This is a genomic window from Streptomyces thermovulgaris, assembly GCF_002155915.1.
Classification (GTDB): Bacteria; Actinomycetota; Actinomycetes; order Streptomycetales; family Streptomycetaceae; genus Streptomyces; species Streptomyces thermovulgaris.
In genome coordinates this window covers 1-15,466 of record NZ_MUME01000034.1, presented here as the reverse complement: position 1 = coordinate 15,466, position 15,466 = coordinate 1, and the positions used below count along the sequence as shown (strand labels likewise).

Annotated in this window: 15 protein-coding genes and 5 tRNA genes; 6 read left to right on the top strand and 14 right to left on the bottom strand. The window is 70.4% G+C overall.

Going from position 1 to position 15,466, the window contains the following annotated elements; translation table 11 throughout:
- Positions 1 to 18: 18 nt before the first annotated feature.
- The 4 genes from CCN35_RS03975 to leuC all read right to left on the bottom strand — a co-directional run bounded on the left by CCN35_RS03975 (position 19) and on the right by leuC (position 3,334).
- A complete protein-coding gene (locus CCN35_RS03975; protein ID WP_067395778.1) occupies positions 19 to 624 on the bottom strand; it encodes an HU family DNA-binding protein in 606 nt (201 codons plus the stop codon).
- Positions 625 to 765: 141 nt separating this feature from the next.
- The gene (locus tag CCN35_RS03970; RefSeq protein WP_067395781.1) at positions 766 to 996 is read right to left on the bottom strand and encodes an SCO5555 family protein; all 231 of its coding nucleotides are present in this window, start codon (positions 994 to 996) and stop codon (positions 766 to 768) included.
- A 307-nt stretch (positions 997 to 1,303) separates the two neighbouring features.
- On the bottom strand, positions 1,304 to 1,897 hold the full coding sequence (leuD, locus tag CCN35_RS03965) for a 3-isopropylmalate dehydratase small subunit (protein ID WP_067395784.1): 594 nt from the start codon (positions 1,895 to 1,897) through the stop codon (positions 1,304 to 1,306).
- Between the two features lie 6 nt (positions 1,898 to 1,903).
- A complete protein-coding gene (leuC, locus tag CCN35_RS03960; RefSeq protein ID WP_067395788.1) occupies positions 1,904 to 3,334 on the bottom strand; it encodes a 3-isopropylmalate dehydratase large subunit in 1,431 nt (476 codons plus the stop codon).
- 191 nt (positions 3,335 to 3,525) lie between these two features.
- On the opposite strand from leuC, the gene ndgR reads away from it, so the two are divergent.
- Positions 3,526 to 4,242, top strand: coding sequence for an IclR family transcriptional regulator NdgR (ndgR, locus tag CCN35_RS03955; RefSeq protein ID WP_067395792.1), 717 nt, complete (start codon positions 3,526 to 3,528; stop codon positions 4,240 to 4,242).
- Positions 4,243 to 4,589: 347 nt separating this feature from the next.
- Here the strand turns inward: ndgR and CCN35_RS03950 are convergent, their stop codons facing one another.
- Entirely contained in the window at positions 4,590 to 5,075 is a 486-nt protein-coding gene (locus CCN35_RS03950; RefSeq protein WP_201450864.1) for a DUF4188 domain-containing protein, read from the bottom strand.
- Positions 5,076 to 5,193: 118 nt separating this feature from the next.
- Here CCN35_RS03950 and CCN35_RS03945 point away from each other — a divergent pair, with 118 nt between their 5' ends.
- A complete protein-coding gene (locus CCN35_RS03945) occupies positions 5,194 to 5,844 on the top strand; it encodes a MerR family transcriptional regulator (RefSeq protein ID WP_086791528.1) in 651 nt (216 codons plus the stop codon).
- 50 nt (positions 5,845 to 5,894) lie between these two features.
- Here CCN35_RS03945 and CCN35_RS03940 read toward each other — a convergent pair.
- From CCN35_RS03940 to CCN35_RS03900, 9 genes are all read right to left on the bottom strand, one after another.
- Positions 5,895 to 5,967, bottom strand: a tRNA-Glu gene (locus tag CCN35_RS03940).
- Between the two features lie 26 nt (positions 5,968 to 5,993).
- Positions 5,994 to 6,065 (bottom strand) — tRNA-Gln (locus tag CCN35_RS03935).
- 21 nt (positions 6,066 to 6,086) lie between these two features.
- Positions 6,087 to 6,159 (bottom strand) — tRNA-Glu (locus tag CCN35_RS03930).
- 19 nt (positions 6,160 to 6,178) lie between these two features.
- Positions 6,179 to 6,251 (bottom strand) — tRNA-Glu (locus CCN35_RS03925).
- Positions 6,252 to 6,292: 41 nt separating this feature from the next.
- Positions 6,293 to 6,364: transfer RNA gene (locus CCN35_RS03920), tRNA-Gln, on the bottom strand.
- Positions 6,365 to 6,457: 93 nt separating this feature from the next.
- The gene (locus CCN35_RS03915) at positions 6,458 to 7,192 is read right to left on the bottom strand and encodes an HAD family hydrolase (RefSeq protein ID WP_067395838.1); all 735 of its coding nucleotides are present in this window, start codon (positions 7,190 to 7,192) and stop codon (positions 6,458 to 6,460) included.
- A 158-nt stretch (positions 7,193 to 7,350) separates the two neighbouring features.
- A complete protein-coding gene (gltX, locus tag CCN35_RS03910) occupies positions 7,351 to 8,883 on the bottom strand; it encodes a glutamate--tRNA ligase (RefSeq protein WP_086791526.1) in 1,533 nt (510 codons plus the stop codon).
- Positions 8,876 to 9,661 carry a fumarylacetoacetate hydrolase family protein gene (locus CCN35_RS03905; RefSeq protein ID WP_067395804.1) on the bottom strand — a complete coding sequence of 262 codons (786 nt, stop codon included), beginning with the start codon at positions 9,659 to 9,661 and terminating at the stop codon, positions 8,876 to 8,878. Before CCN35_RS03905 ends, gltX begins: the two co-directional genes overlap by 8 nt.
- Before the next feature lie 215 nt (positions 9,662 to 9,876).
- Positions 9,877 to 10,065 (bottom strand): hypothetical protein, encoded by a 189-nt coding sequence (locus CCN35_RS03900; RefSeq protein ID WP_067395808.1) that lies wholly within the window; start codon positions 10,063 to 10,065, stop codon positions 9,877 to 9,879.
- A 591-nt stretch (positions 10,066 to 10,656) separates the two neighbouring features.
- Here CCN35_RS03900 and CCN35_RS03895 point away from each other — a divergent pair.
- From CCN35_RS03895 to CCN35_RS03880, 4 genes are all read left to right on the top strand, one after another.
- Positions 10,657 to 14,337, top strand: a complete 3,681-nt coding sequence (locus CCN35_RS03895; RefSeq protein WP_086791524.1) for a sensor histidine kinase — start codon at positions 10,657 to 10,659, stop codon at positions 14,335 to 14,337.
- Positions 14,338 to 14,346: 9 nt separating this feature from the next.
- Positions 14,347 to 14,760: a roadblock/LC7 domain-containing protein gene (locus tag CCN35_RS03890; protein WP_067400762.1), complete on the top strand. Its 414-nt coding sequence runs from the start codon at positions 14,347 to 14,349 to the stop codon at positions 14,758 to 14,760.
- Between the two features lie 113 nt (positions 14,761 to 14,873).
- Entirely contained in the window at positions 14,874 to 15,272 is a 399-nt protein-coding gene (locus CCN35_RS03885) for a DUF742 domain-containing protein (RefSeq protein WP_067400760.1), read from the top strand.
- Positions 15,253 to 15,466: ATP/GTP-binding protein (locus tag CCN35_RS03880; protein ID WP_211285488.1), on the top strand; the 214-nt coding region annotated here is incomplete at its 3' end. The genes CCN35_RS03885 and CCN35_RS03880, both read left to right, overlap by 20 nt.

Below are 15,466 nucleotides of genomic sequence, written 5' to 3'. Positions count from 1 at the left end.
GATCCACGGGGCACCTTCTCAGCTGCGGGCGGCGGTCTTGCGGGTGGTCGACTTCTTGGCGGGGGCCTTCTTGGCCGTCGCCTTCTTCGCCGGCGCCTTCTTGGCCGTGGTCTTCTTGGCGGCGGCCTTCGCGGGCGTCGCCTTCTTGGCCGTGGTCTTCTTCGCGGCGGTGGTCTTCTTGGCCGCGGTCTTCTTCGCCGCCGTGGTCTTCTTGGCCGCGGCCTTCTTCGCCGCCGTGGTCTTCTTCGCGGCGGCCTTCTTGCCGGCGGCCTTGGCGATGGTGGCGGTCGGGCCGGAGAGGCTGCCCTTGGGCGCCTTCCTCACCGCGATGTCGTTCTTCGGGAGCTTCTTCGCACCGCTCACCAAGTCCTTGAACCCCTGGCCGGCCCGGAAGCGGGGAACGGAGGTCTTCTTGACCCGCACCCGCTCACCCGTCTGCGGGTTGCGCGCATAGCGGGCGGGGCGGTCGACCTTCTCGAAGGACCCGAAGCCGGTGACCGAGACCCGGTCCCCGGCGACGACCGCGCGGACGATGGCGTCCAGGACCGCGTCGACGGCATCGGCGGCCTGCTGGCGGCCGCCCATCTTGTCGGCAATCGCTTCTACGAGCTGCGCCTTGTTCACGTCTTCCCCTTCGGAGACCCTGCCAGAACGAAAGTGTTCAAGCCTTTTCGCACGTTAGGCGGATATATACCGCAAATCAAACATGAAACGGGCTAATCACCCTTGTGACGCAACGGACTCAACGGTCTCGTCTCGGGCTGTTCAGCCTTCCTCACCGGGGATTCGGCTCTTGTCGAGGTCTTCCGTGAACCTCTCCAGATGCCTTCTCGCGCCGACAAGATCACGCTTGGCCATGGCCGTAATGGCCAGAAGCTTCCGGGTCAGCGCCATGCGCACGCCCTCCGGGACTTGCAGTGCGCGCACCCTGGTGTGCGCTTCCTTGAGTTGGGCCGCGACCGCCGTATAGAGCTCGAGTTGGCCGTCGTTGTCCATGCACAGATTGTGCCATCTGGGGCGAGTTGTCGCCTGCGCTGGGGGGCAACTACCGCCTCAAACAACCCTTCCGGCACCTTCGCCGACCAAGGACCCGGACCCCCCGTATCCCGTCAACAAGCCTCCTGAAGTGGGAAGTTGGGGGTGAAAGCGGTGACGTTGCAAGGGGCACGGACCCCGGAACGGCCGTACCCCCGATCGTGGCGATCGGGGGTACGGCGGGGTGGTTGCGGTGGCCGAAACTCGACGTATGCGGGCGCCGGATCGGGTCCCGGCCCGGCCGTCGGGCACCGGCCGGGGCGCCGGATCAGACCGGCAGGGTGCGCGGTTTGAAGGAGGGGCGCCTGGCCTCGTAGGCGGCGATGTCGGCCTCGTTCTGCAGGGTGATGGAGATGTCGTCCAGCCCGTTCAGCAGCCGCCAGCGGGAGTTCTCGTCCAGCTCGAAGGGGGCGGTGATGCCCTCGGCACGCACCTCCCGGTCGACCAGGTCGACGGTCACCTCGGCCCCGGGGTCCCGCTCGGTGAGCTCCCACAGCGCGTCCACGGTCTTCTGCTCCAGGACCACCGTGAGCAGGCCGTTCTTCAGCGAGTTGCCGCGGAAGATGTCCGCGAAGCGGGAGGAGATCACGGCCTTGAAGCCGTAGTTCTGCAGCGCCCAGACGGCGTGTTCGCGGGAGGAGCCGGTGCCGAAGTCGGGGCCGGCGATCAGGACCGTGGCGCCCTGCCGCTCGGGGCGGTTGAGCACGAACTCGGGGTCCTTGCGCCAGGCCTCGAACAGCCCGTCCTCGAACCCGTCGCGCGTGACCTTCTTGAGCCAGTGGGCGGGGATGATCTGGTCGGTGTCGACGTTGCTGCGGCGCAGCGGGACGGCCCGGCCGGTGTGGGTGGTGAAGGCTTCCATGATCTTTCAGACTCCAGCGGGCGTGGGGGTGTCGACGTCGGACAGGTCGGCCGGGGAGGCCAGGTGGCCCAGGACCGCGGTGGCGGCGGCGACCTGCGGGGAGACCAGGTGGGTACGGCCGCCCTTGCCCTGCCGGCCCTCGAAGTTGCGGTTGGAGGTGGAGGCGGAGCGCTCACCGGGGGCGAGCTGGTCGGGGTTCATGCCCAGACACATCGAGCAGCCCGCGTGCCGCCACTCGGCGCCGGCCTCCTTGAAGATCACGTCCAGGCCCTCGGCGACGGCCTGCAGACCGACCCGCGCGGAGCCGGGGACGACCAGCATCCGTACGCCGTCGGCGACTTTGCGGCCCTTGAGGACCTCGGCGGCGGCGCGCAGGTCCTCGATGCGGCCGTTGGTGCAGGAGCCTACGAAGACGGTGTCCACCTTGATGGAGCGCAGCGGCTGTCCGACCTCCAACCCCATGTATTCCAGGGCCTTTTCGGCGGCCAGGCGCTCCGAGGGGTCTTCGTACGAAGCCGGGTCGGGGACGGACGCCGAAAGCGGCGCGCCCTGACCGGGGTTGGTGCCCCAGGTGACGAACGGGGCCAGCTCGGAGGCGTCGATGACGACCTCGGCGTCGAAGACGGCGTCGTCGTCGGTCCTGAGGGTCTTCCAGTACTCGACGGCCGCGTCCCAGTCGGCGCCCTGGGGGGCGTGCGGGCGGCCCTTGAGGTACTCGAAGGTGGTCTCGTCCGGGGCGATCATGCCCGCGCGGGCGCCGGCCTCGATCGACATGTTGCAGATGGTCATGCGGGCCTCCATCGAGAGCTTCTCGATGGCGGAGCCGCGGTACTCCAGGATGTAGCCCTGGCCGCCGCCGGTGCCGATCTTCGCGATGATCGCCAGGATCAGGTCCTTGGCCGTGACGCCCTCGGGCAGTTCGCCGTCGACGGTGATCGCCATGGTCTTCGGGCGGGCCATCGGCAGGGTCTGGGTGGCCAGCACATGCTCCACCTGGGAGGTGCCGATGCCGAACGCCAGCGCGCCGAAGGCGCCGTGCGTGGAGGTGTGCGAGTCGCCGCAGACGACGGTCATGCCCGGCTGGGTCAGTCCCAGCTGCGGGCCCACGACATGGACGACGCCCTGCTCGACGTCGCCCAGCGGGTGCAGCCGGACGCCGAAGTCGGCGCAGTTCTTGCGGAGGGTCTCCAGCTGGGCGCGGGAGACCGGGTCCGCGATGGGCTTGTCGATGTCGATCGTCGGGGTGTTGTGGTCCTCGGTGGCGATGGTCAGATCGCGCCGGCGCACGGTGCGTCCGCTCTTGCGCAGGCCGTCGAAGGCCTGGGGGCTGGTCACCTCGTGCAGCAGATGCAGATCGATGTAGAGAAGGTCGGGCTCGCCCTCGGCGCGCCGGACGACATGGTCGTCCCAGACCTTCTCCGCGAGTGTCCTACCCATCGCTTTCCCTCCGGCCGGACGCCAGGGGCGCCGACCACACTAGAGATCTTGAGGATGCGGCGCCCGGTTCCCCAAGACCGGGCAACCGTCGCGAACCCGTCCGGTCCGCAAGCCCTGTGGTGGTTACAGAGTGACGTGTTCCATGGAAAATTGAACTTGCGTTTCACAGAGTGAGACGCAAGTATCGTTGCATGGACAACAGTAGCGGCGTCGGCGTTCTGGACAAGGCAGCTCTCGTCCTGAGCGCCCTGGAGTCCGGTCCGGCCACCCTCGCGGGTCTGGTCGCGGCCACCGGACTGGCACGGCCCACGGCCCACCGGCTGGCCGTGGCACTGGAGCACCACCGCCTGGTGGCGCGCGACATGCAGGGCCGGTTCATCCTCGGCCCGCGTCTGGCGGAACTGGCCGCGGCAGCGGGCGAGGACCGCCTGCTCGCCTCCGCCGGCCCGGTGCTCACGCATCTGAGGGACATGACCGGCGAGAGCGCCCAGCTCTACCGCCGCCAGGGCGACATGCGCATCTGCGTCGCCGCGGCGGAGCGTCTGTCCGGTCTGCGGGACACGGTCCCGGTCGGTTCCACGCTCACGATGAAGGCGGGTTCCTCGGCGCAGGTCCTGATGGCCTGGGAGGAGCCGGAGCGCCTCCACCGCGGCCTGCAGGGCGCCCGTTTCACGGCGACGGCCCTGTCGGGTGTGCGGCGCCGGGGCTGGGCCCAGTCGATCGGCGAGCGCGAGCCGGGTGTCGCCTCCGTCTCCGCACCCGTGCGCGGCCCCTCCAACCGCGTCGTGGCCGCGGTCTCGGTCTCCGGCCCCATCGAGCGCCTCACGCGTCATCCGGGCCGTCTGCACGCCCAGGCGGTCCTCGACGCCGCCGCCCGGCTCTCCGAGGCCCTCCGCCGCTCCGGCTGACCCTCTCGCACGCACCCTCAGCACACACCGCACGGAGGGCCGGCCTCAACGCCGCGGCAGGCCCTCCGGACGGAAATCCGACGGCCCTTGCGCCCCTTGCACCTGCGCCGGCTCTGCCCCCCTTCGGCCTTCCGGCCGCGGCCGCCCGAGCAGCGGGCTCCGGCGGCCGGCGGGGCCCGCATCCGGCATCCGCCGCCGTCCCCGCCCGCTGCGCCGGGCCGAGGGGTCCCGCCCGGCTCCGGCGGGGACGGCCCCGTTCCCTTCCGCCGTGCGCCCCTGTGCGCTCCTCCCCCGCCTTCGCCTTCTTCCGCCTTCTTCCGGCCCGTACGCGGGTCCGCGGCGCCCGCTCAGGAGATGCGCAGACGGGCCGCCGCGCGGTCTCCCCGGCGGGCGACCGGTACGACTCCCAGGGCCCCGCCCAGGCCGGACTCGGGCATGTTCACGTAGATGGCCTCATAGGAACCGGCCGGGACGACATAGGTCTCGTGCCACATGCCGACCCCGCCCTTTCCCTCCCGCAGCCGCCGGTTGAAGGCGGCCCAGGCGGGGTGGTGGCTCCTGTCGGGCGCGGCGGCGTAGGCGAAGAGCTTCTCCTTGGACTCCCAGTACTGCACCAGCTGCACCTCACGGAGCCCGGCCAGCAGGATCCGGTACCCGAGAAGACCGCTGTCCGGATCGCGGGACAGCTCCGCCAGCATCGGCCTCATGGCCCTGGCCACCGGCCACCAACTGCGCACCGCGGCAAAGCTGTTGATCCGCATTCCGATGAGGAGGACCACCACGTCCCGCTCGCCGGCCGCGGCCATGCGCCCCTTGATCGGCTCGGCACTCATGACATCCCCCATCCTCGATCGCTCCCGATCGCCCGGAGTCGTCGGATAGCTTCACTATCTATTTAGGATAGTGACACTCTCCAACGAGAGCCGCAAGAGGGAAAGGACCGGCACGGACATGCGACTGGCGGAACTGAGCGCGCGCAGCGGCGTCTCCACCGCGACGATCAAGTTCTATCTGCGCGAAGGGCTGCTGCACCCCGGCCGCCGTGTCACGGCCACGCAGGCCGATTACGACGAGGGGCATCTGCGGCGCCTGCGGCTGGTGCGGGCCCTGATCCAGGTGGGACGGATCCCGGTGAGCTCCGCCCGTGAGGTGATCGCCGCCCTGCAGGACGAGCGGATGGATCTCCACCAGCGGCTGGGCACCGCCACCTGGGCCCTGCCGCACGGCCCGGAGCCCGACGAGACGGACCAGGCCACCGAAGCGGCCCGGCGCACCGCCGACGCGCTCATGGAGCGGCTCGGCTGGCACCGCGACAACGCCTGCGACCGGCCTTCGGCCGCACCGGCCTACGGGATGCTGGTGACCGCGATCGCCGCCCTGTCCCGGCTCGGTTACCCGTGCGACGTCGAGCACTTGGAGCCGTATGCCCGTGCCGCGGAGCGGATCGCCGTCAGCGACCTGGACCTGGTGGAGCGCTGTGGAACGCCGGACGAGCAGGTGGAGGCCGCGGTGGCGCTGACGGTGCTGTACGAGCCGGTGCTGCTCAGCCTGCGCCGGCTCGCGGAGGCGGAGGAGTCGCGCCGCCGGTTCGACGGGAAATGACCGCGAACACATCGAAAAGGCCCTCCCGAGGGAGGGCCTTTCCATCCGTGTACCCCCGACCGGATTCGAACCGGCGCTACTGCCTTGAGAGGGCAGCGTGCTAGGCCGCTACACAACGGGGGCGCAGATCATGCGTTTCCGCAGATCAGCTGGTCTACCTGGACTCGAACCAAGACTAACGGAACCAGAATCCGTCGTGCTGCCAATTACACCATAGACCAAAGGCATTTCATTTTGTTGAGTACCCCCGACCGGATTCGAACCGGCGCTACCGCCTTGAGAGGGCGGCGTGCTAGGCCGCTACACAACGGGGGCCTTGATCCCGAAGGATCCGTACCCCCGACCGGATTCGAACCGGCGCTACTGCCTTGAGAGGGCAGCGTGCTAGGCCGCTACACAACGGGGGCTTGCGGATAATGATCCGCGGGGTGCAGATGAGCTCTGCGAGCTGGCCTACCTGGACTCGAACCAAGACTAACGGAACCAGAATCCGTCGTGCTGCCAATTACACCATAGGCCACTGGAACGCAAGCCCCTGTCCAGGGGTTCTTGTTCTAGGATAGCGCCTCCGGTTCCGGGCCGGTGGCCCGTGCCCCGCGGCGCAGGAAGAACATTACCTGAAGGCGGGCGGGGCGCCAAAACTCATATCCGTGCCGAGGAGGCCGGGCAGTTCGGCGAGCGAGGTGATCCGGCGCGGACCGGTGTCCCCGGCAGGGGCGGCGCACGCACCGTCACGGTCGATCCAGACGGAGAACAGCCCGGCCTCGGCGGCTCCCCGCCCGTCGATCTCCGGGTGGTCGCCGACGTACGCCACCTGACGCGGAGCGAGCTCCAGCGCCTCGCAGGCGGCGTGGAACGCCCGGGCCTCCGGCTTCGCCACGCCGAGCTCGGCGGCGCACAGCACGACCTCGAAGCGGTCGCGCACCCCGAGGGCGCGCAGCTTGTGCTCCTGGACCCGCAGGTTGGAGTTGGACAGCACCGCGTGCCGGTAGACACCGGTGAGGCAGTCCAGGACGGGCAGCACGTCCGGAAAGAGCGCCCAGGCGGCCTCATAGCGCCTCAGATACCGCTCGAACCACGCCTCGGTCTCGTCGTCGCTCAGCTCCGGCCGGCCGAGGAAGACCCGCACCCGGTCCCGTCGCTGCTGCTCGAAGGACACCTCCCCGGCCGCGAACCGCGCCCACTGCTCGTCGGTGATCCGCCGCCAGCGTGCCAGGGCCTCCTCCACGCTTCCGTGGGCCTGAAGCAGTCCCTCGGCCACCAGGTGCTCCCGCATGCCGACGCGGTCGGCGGTGGTGTAGTCGAAGAGGGTGTCGTCCACGTCCCAGAGCACGGCTTTGATCCGCATGCCACCGACGGTACGCCAGGGCCGGCCGGGCAGGGGCCGTCCTCGGCCGGACAGCACGCGGGGCGGCACCCGGACCGGGTGCCGCCCCTGGCGTGCGGATGCGCTGCTCTGCGCGCCGTCTGCGCCGTCCTGCGCCGGCTTGTGCTGTCCGTGCTGCCCTACGCCGTCCGCGCCGTCAGCTTCGCCAGTGCCGCGTCGATCCTGGCCAGCGCCTTCTCCTTGCCCAGGACCTGCAGGGACTCGAAGAGAGGCAGACCGACCGTGCGGCCGGTGACGGCGACGCGGACCGGGGCCTGGGCCTTGCCGAGCTTGAGGCCGTGGACCTCGCCGGCCGCCTGGACGGCCTCCTTCAGGGACTCGGCGGAGGTCCAGTCGGCGGCCTCCAGCTTCTCGCGGGCCGTGCGCAGAAGGGCGTCGGAGCCCTCCTTCATCGCCTTGTTCCAGCTCGCCTCGTCCTCGACCGGCTCCGGCAGGAACAGGAAGTCGACGTTGTCCGTGATCTCGGACAGGACCTTCACCCGGGTCTGGGCGTGCGGGGCGATCGCCTGCCACTTGGCCTCGTCGAAGTCCTCCGGGGCCCAGGGGGCGAACGGGGGCTGCAGCCACGGGCGGCAGCGCTCGGTGAACTCCTTCACATCCAGCAGGCGGATGTGGTCGCCGTTGATCGACTCGCACTTCTTCAGGTCGAAGCGGGCCGGGTTGGGGTTCACGTCCTTGACGTCGAAGGCCGCGACCATCTCCTCCAGGGAGAAGATGTCCCGGTCGGGCGCGAGCGACCAGCCGAGCAGGGAGAGGTAGTTGAGCAGGCCCTCGGGCAGGAAGCCGCGCTCGCGGTAGAGGTTCAGCGAGGACTGCGGCTCGCGCTTGGACAGCTTCTTGTTGCCCTCGCCCATCACGTACGGCAGGTGGCCGAACTCGGGGATGCCCTTGGCGATGCCGAGGTCCATCAGCGCCTTGTAGAGCGCGATCTGGCGCGGGGTGGAGGAGAGCAGGTCCTCGCCGCGCAGGACGTGGGTGATCTCCATCAGGGCGTCGTCGACCGGGTTGACCAGCGTGTAGAGCGGGGCGCCGTTGGCCCGGACGATGCCGTAGTCCGGGACGTTCTCCGGGCTGAAGGTCAGCTCGCCGCGGACCAGGTCGGTGAAGGTGATCGTCTCGTCGGGCATGCGGAAGCGGACGATCGGGGCGCGGCCCTGGGCCTTGTACTCCGCGATCTGCTCGGCGCTCAGGTCCCGGCAGTGGCCGTCGTAGCCGGAGGGCCTGCCGGCGGCGCGGGCGGCCTCACGGCGGCTCTCCAGCTCCTCCTGGGAGCAGTAGCAGTGGTAGGCGTAGCCGGCGTCCAGCAGCTTCTGGGCGACGTCCCGGTAGATGTCCATGCGCTGCGACTGGCGGTACGGCGCGTGCGGGCCGCCGACCTCGGGTCCCTCGTCCCAGTCGAGGCCCAGCCAGCGCATCGCGTCCAGCAGCTGCCGGTAGGACTCCTCGGAGTCGCGCGCGGCGTCGGTGTCCTCGATGCGGAAGACCAGGGTGCCCTGGTGGTGCCGGGCGAACGCCCAGTTGAACAGGGCGGTGCGGACCAGGCCCACATGGGGGTTCCCGGTGGGCGAGGGACAGAAACGGACGCGTACGGGGGTCCGGGGGGCCTCCTGCTCGTGCGAAGCCGGGGACAGGGGGGAGGGTGCGCTAGTCACGCTTGACAACCTTGTTGGTGAGAGTGCCGATACCTTCGATGGTGACGGCGACCTCGTCGCCGACGTTCAGGGGGCCGACCCCTGCCGGGGTGCCCGTGAGGATCACGTCGCCGGGAAGCAGCGTCATGGCCTCGGAGATGTTGACGATCAGATCCTCGATGGGGTGGATCATCTCGCTGGTGCGGCCCAGTTGCCGCTGCTCGCCGTTGACCGTGAGCTGGATGGTCAGATCGGCCGCGGCGGTGATGTCGATGTCCGTCTCCACCCAGGGACCGAGCGGGCAGGAGGTGTCGAAGCCCTTCGCCCTGGCCCACTGCGCCTCGCGCCGCTGGACGTCGCGGGCGGTGACGTCGTTGGCGCAGGTGTAGCCGAAGATCACGTCCTTGACGCGCTCGCGCGGGACCTCGCGGCACATCCGGCCGATGACCACGGCCAGCTCGGCCTCGTGGTGCAGCTCCTGGGAGAACGGGGGGTACTGGATGGGGTCCCCGTGGCCGATCACCGAGGTGGCGGGCTTGAAGAAGGCGAACGGGGCGTCGGGCACCTCGCTGCCGAGCTCACGGGCGTGCTCGGCGTAGTTGCGGCCGAAGGCGACGACCTTGTTGGGGAGCACCGGCGGCAGCAGCCGTACCTTGCTCAGCGGCACCCGCGTGCCGGAGAGCTCGAAGTCCGTGAACGGAATGCCCTTGATGATGTCGAGGACGAGCTCGTCCGGCTGGTCGCCCTCGACCGCGCCGAAGGCGACGTTCCCGTCGATGGAGAACCTGGCGATGCGCACGGGTTGCTTGGTCCCTTGACATGAGCGACTGGAGTCTGACGCTCCAGGCTAACGCGGCCAGGGGGTCCGGGCCTCGTGCGTCACGGCGCACGGACACGAAGGAGGGGCGTCCCGGACGCGGGACGCCCCTGCTTTTTGAACCGTTCCGGCCGCGGGCGGTCCGTCCGCCGGCCTTTTCGCCGGCTGCCGTGAGCATTCCGCGGCCGGCCCGCGTACTACTCGGCGGCAGTGGTCGCGACCGGCACGTCCGTGAGGACGGTGCGCCGGGGGTTGGCGGTCCGGGAGGGGAGGGAGACGGAGTGCTCCGGCCGCTCCGGCGTCCGCAGGGCACCGGCATCCGTGAGGTGCGACAGCGTGGTGCGCCGGGGGTTGGCTATGGTGCGGAACATCATCGTCGTCTTCACAGCTGTACGAGACCTCGTCTGTACGGGCGCCGGGTGTCGAAAAAGTCCCGCGCCGGGTTGTCGGTAGTGCCAACTCTGTAAAACGTCAGGCTAAACATTCAATTCCCGGCCGAAGTCGTGAAGAGCCCGTGATTCAGATGTGAGTTTGCTCACGAACAGAGCGGCAAACCGGGCATTTTCTCGACGCGATCCCCGCCCCCAAAAACGGACAATTAGTCGCTGAAGCCGCCATTCCGCTCCCGATCATGGCGACTGGGACACCTCTTACGACTCGCGGGTACGCAGAGATATGCCCCTTATGAGTCAGATACCTTTCCACGCAGGGTGATCGAAAGATGACCGAGTGTCACAGAAGTCACAGCCTGCCCCTCACGCCTTGTTGCAGATCCGCCACTGTGCTGGAATGCCACGGACCGCCGCAGGATCACACCGGCGCGCAGGGCGCAAACAGCGCTGAGTGGCGGCGGGAAGGGGGAGCCAGCGCCGGTCAATTCACGACCACCGAGGGGAACGTTTCAGGACGCTCCCCACACGCCGACACCGTCCTTCCGTCGACGCGGAGGGGCGCCTGGTCCAGAGGTTGCGACGCTAGTGCAGGGACGTTTCAAGAGGGATGGCAGCGCTTCGGCCGAGCCGGAGCCGCACGGCGGGACCGACCGTGGTTCCTCGCCCCAGCACGCCCAGAACCCGGGCCCCGGCCCGGCCGGCGACAGCGGTGGCGGTGACCGCCCCGGCGCGGCCGGCGGGTCGACCCCGCCGAGTCCCGCTTCGACACCCAAGCCGGCCAAGAGCCTGATCAACCCGAGTTCGCGCTTGGCGATGCGCAACTGGCGCATCTCCACCCGTCTGGTCTCGCTGCTCGCGCTCCCCGTGGTCGCCGCGACCACGCTGGGTGCGCTGCGCATCGACCAGAACATGGAGGACATCCAGCAGCTGGACAACATCAAGCTGCTGGCGGAGATGACCAAGCAGGCCACCGAGCTGGCCGCCGCGCTCCAGGAGGAGCGCGACCAGACCGCCGGACCGCTGGCCAACCGCTCCACGGCGAGCGCGACCGCCGTCAAGGGCATCCGGGCCAAGACGGACCGGGCCCGGGACAACTTCATCTCCGCGTCCGAGGAGATCGACGCCGCCAGCAAGAACGGCAACCTGCTGGGCGTCCGCGACACCATCGTCGGCATCGTCAGCGACCTCAACGAGCTCAACAAGATCCGCAAGGACGCGTACCAGGACAAGGACAACGCGTCCCGGACGGTGGACCGGTACCACCGGCTGATCACCGGGCTGCTCTCCCTGTCCCAGGACATGGCCCAGGCGACCAACAGCCCGGAGATGATTCAGCGCACCCGCGCCCTGGCCGCCTTCTCCTCCGCCAAGGAGTACGCCTCCATCCAGCGCGCCGTGATCGCCGCCGCGCTGCCGGCCAACAACACCTCGGCCGGCCGCCTCTCCGAGAACGACCGCCTGTACGCCCAGGCGGCGCTGGAGAGCCAGACCTCGGACCTCAACAGCTTCCGCAACATCTACGGCGACGAGGCCGAGGAACTCATCAAGCCCATGGGGGAGGGCAACCCGACCATCCTGGCCGCGGACACCTACGCCAAGCGCGTCCTGGAGAGCCGCGACGGTCTGAAGCAGGCGGACAAGCGCTCCTACCTCGACTGGGTCGACGACAGCTCCACCAAGCTCCAGCAGATGAAGAACATCGAGTACACGCTGCTCGAGGAGATGGAGCAGAAGGCCCGTGAGCTGCGCAACGCCACCGAGCGCGAGGCCATCATCTCCGGTGCGCTGATCCTGATCGTCCTCGGCGTGTCGCTGGTCGGCGCCTTCGTCATGGCCCGCTCCATGATCCGCTCGCTGCGCCGGCTCCAGGAGACGGCCACCAAGGTCGCCCAGGAGCGTCTGCCCGAGCTGGTCAAGCAGCTGTCGGAGTCGGACCCGCAGGACGTCGACACGTCCGTGGAGTCGGTCGGTCTGCACTCCCGGGACGAGATCGGCCAGGTGGCCGAGGCCTTCGACGAGGTGCACCGCGAGGCGGTCCGTCTCGCCGCCGAGCAGGCCCTGCTGCGGGGCAACGTCAACGCGATGTTCACCAACCTCTCGCGTCGCTCCCAGGGTCTGATCCAGCGCCAGCTGTCGCTGATCTCCGAACTGGAGTCCCGTGAGGCCGACCCGGACCAGCTGGCCTCGCTGTTCAAGCTCGACCACCTCGCCACGCGCATGCGCCGCAACGGCGAGAACCTCCTCGTCCTCGCGGGCGAGGAGCCCGGCCGCCGCTGGACCCGCCCGGTCCCGCTGGTCGACGTGCTCCGTGCCGCCGCGTCCGAGGTGGAGCAGTACGAGCGCATCGAGCTGTCCGCGGTGCCGCCCACCGAGGTCGCCGGCCGTGTGGTCAACGACCTCGTGCACCTGCTCGCCGAGCTGCTGGAGAACGCGACCTCGTTCTCCTCGCCGCAGACCAAGGTCAAGGTCACCGGTCACGCGCTGCCCGACGGGCGGGTGCTGATCGAGATCCACGACACCGGTATCGGTCTGTCGCCGGAGGACCTCGCCGCGATCAACGAGCGGCTGGCCAACCCGCCCACCGTGGACGTGTCGGTCTCCCGCCGCATGGGTCTGTTCGTGGTCGGCCGTCTGTCCCAGCGGCACGGCATCCGCATCCAGCTGCGTCCCTCCGACTCCGGAGGCACGACGGCGCTGGTCATGCTGCCCGTCGACGTCACCCAGAACAAGAGGCCGGCCGTGGGCGGCGCCGGCGGCTCCTCGGGCGGCCGTCCCTCCGGCGGTCCGGCGGCCGCGGCCGCGGCTGCCGGAGCCGCCGCGGCGCGCCGTCAGATGAGCGGCGGCTCCTCGGGGGCGGGCGCGTCCGGCCCCGGCCGGCTCGGTGCCGGCCAGGGTCCGCGGGCCGCGCTGCCCGGCACGGGCCGCCCGGGCGGTCCCGGCGGGCCGGGACCGCAGCGCGGGCCGCAGGGTCCGGGCCGGCCGCAGCAGGGCCGTCCGGCCCCGGCGGGCGCGGCCGGCGGCTTCGGCGGCCAGGCGCCCGCCGCCCCGCAGGGCTTCGCCGGCGGACAGCGGCAGGACGTCTTCGGTGGCGGCGCCCGTGATGCCGCCGCCCCGCAGCAGGCGGGCGGCGCCGGTCAGGCCCGCCAGCCGCAGCTGCAGCAGCGCGGCGGTGCGCGTGCCGAGCTGCCGGGCGGCAACGGGCCGTCGCAGGGCTGGGGAGACCGGGGCGCGGGCGGCCGGGCCGCCCTGGACGCACCGCGCGGCCACGACGAGCAGGACAGGGCGCCCTCCCCCCGGGCGTCCCGGTTCGACGACCGCCAGGGTCCGGGCTCGACGGCGGAGATGCCCCGGATCGACGACCGGCAGGGTCCGGGCTCGACCGCGGAGATACCCCGTCCCGACTTCGACGCCCCGCGTCCGGGTGCGGGCGGCGCGCCGAACACGGGCCAGTTCGTCCGTTCGGACGTCTTCGGGCCGGCCGGCCAGAACGCCCCCGCCCGGCCGGGCCGGTTCGACGCCCAGCAGCAGGGCCACGACAACGCCTCCACGGGCCAGTACGCCCAGCAGCAGGGCTACGACAACAGCTCCACCGGCCAGTACGCCCAGCAGCAGGGCTACGACAACAGCTCCACCGGCCAGTACGCCCAGCCGGGCCAGGGCGGCGGTGCTCTCGCCCGTCGCTCCCTGCCGGGCCGCCCGGACCCCGCCTCCGCGGGCCGGCCCGAGCAGCCGCAGCAGGACGCCGCCCGTCCGGCGCAGGCCGGTGCGGGCACCCCGCAGCGGCGTCCCGAGGACAACTGGGCCCTGCCGCCGGCCCCCAGCAGCAGCGGTGACGTCGGTACGCCGCTGTACGACACCCTGGAGACCGACTGGTTCCGCGGTCGCCGGCAGCAGCAGAGCGCCGCGTCGCCGGCCCCGGCCGCGCAGCAGCCGCAAGCCGCCGCGCCCCAGTCCTCCGCTCCCCAGCGGAACGCCGCCCCCGCCTGGCGCAGCTCGCCGAACGACGAGCTGATGCGACAGGCTGAGCGGGTCAGGAAGCCGACTTCGGGTGGTGTCACCACCTCCGGTCTGCCGCGCCGGGTGCCGAGGGCGAACCTCGTCCCGGGCACGGCTCAGCAGCAACCGCACCAGAGCGGTCCGCAGGTCTCGCGTGCGCCCGACGACGTGCGCGGCCGGCTGACCAATCTCCGTCGGGGCATCGCACAGGGCCGTCAGGCCGGTCACGGCCGGACGGGCAGCTTCCCCACTCACCAGCAGGAGCGTTAGTTGAGCCAGATGAGCCAGGCGGCACAGAACCTGAACTGGTTGATCACCAACTTCGCGGAGAACACCCCGGGGGTGTCCCACACCGTCGTGGTGTCGGCCGACGGACTGCTTCTGGCGATGTCCGAAGGCTTTCCGCGCGACCGCGCCGACCAGCTCGCGGCCGTCGCCTCCGGTCTGACCTCGCTGACCGCCGGGGCCTCCCGGATCTTCGAGGGCGGCAATGTGGCGCAGACGGTCGTGGAGATGGAGCGGGGATTCCTCTTCATCATGTCCATCTCCGACGGTTCGTCCCTCGCGGTCCTCGCGCACCCCGAGTGCGACATCGGCCTCGTCGGCTACGAGATGGCGCTGCTCGTCGACCGTGCAGGGGATGTCCTCACGCCCGACCTGCGCGCCGAGCTGCAGGGCAGTCTGCTCCGCTGACCGGCCCCGGTACCACCCCCACCTGACCACAACACCGTCCGGCCGCCCCGATCCCCCCACCGGCCTCGTCAGACGGCTTGACTGACCGACTTGCTGTCCAGCCCGGAGGATTCATGACCCCGCCCACCGCCTCTCATGATCCGTACGCGGAGTCGTACGGGGACGAGGGCGAACAGCCGCTGGTGCGTCCGTATGCGATGACCGGCGGCCGGACCCGGCCGCGCTACCAGCTCGCCATCGAGGCCCTGGTCAGCACCACGGCCGACCCGGCAGTGCTGATGGGACTGCTCCCGGAGCACCAGCGGATCTGCCACCTGTGCCGCGAGGTGAAATCGGTGGCCGAGGTGTCGGCACTGCTCGCCATGCCGCTGGGTGTGGCACGAATCCTCGTTGCGGACCTCGCCGAAGCCGGCCTGGTGGCCATCCACCAGCCGGGCGGCGACGAGAACAACGGTGGCGCACCGGATGTGACGCTGCTCGAAAGGGTGCTCAGTGGACTTCGCAAGCTCTGACACGGGTCGGGCGACCACCTCTGCCAAGATCGTGGTGGCGGGCGGCTTCGGCGTGGGCAAGACCACGTTCGTCGGCGCCGTCTCGGAGATCAACCCGCTGCGCACGGAGGCCGTCATGACGTCCGCTTCGGCGGGCATCGACGACCTCACCCACACCGGGGACAAGACCACCACCACGGTGGCCATGGACTTCG

Coding starts and splice junctions, on each gene's coding strand:
- CCN35_RS03890 (WP_067400762.1), top strand. CDS start 14,347: ATGAGCCAGGCGGCACAGAACCTGAACTGGTTGATCACCAACTTCGCG.
- leuC (WP_067395788.1), bottom strand. CDS start 3,334: ATGGGTAGGACACTCGCGGAGAAGGTCTGGGACGACCATGTCGTCCGG.
- CCN35_RS03915 (WP_067395838.1), bottom strand. CDS start 7,192: ATGCGGATCAAAGCCGTGCTCTGGGACGTGGACGACACCCTCTTCGAC.
- CCN35_RS03950 (WP_201450864.1), bottom strand. CDS start 5,075: ATGAGTGCCGAGCCGATCAAGGGGCGCATGGCCGCGGCCGGCGAGCGG.
- CCN35_RS03945 (WP_086791528.1), top strand. CDS start 5,194: ATGCGACTGGCGGAACTGAGCGCGCGCAGCGGCGTCTCCACCGCGACG.
- CCN35_RS03970 (WP_067395781.1), bottom strand. CDS start 996: ATGGACAACGACGGCCAACTCGAGCTCTATACGGCGGTCGCGGCCCAA.
- ndgR (WP_067395792.1), top strand. CDS start 3,526: ATGGACAACAGTAGCGGCGTCGGCGTTCTGGACAAGGCAGCTCTCGTC.
- leuD (WP_067395784.1), bottom strand. CDS start 1,897: ATGGAAGCCTTCACCACCCACACCGGCCGGGCCGTCCCGCTGCGCCGC.
- CCN35_RS03885 (WP_067400760.1), top strand. CDS start 14,874: ATGACCCCGCCCACCGCCTCTCATGATCCGTACGCGGAGTCGTACGGG.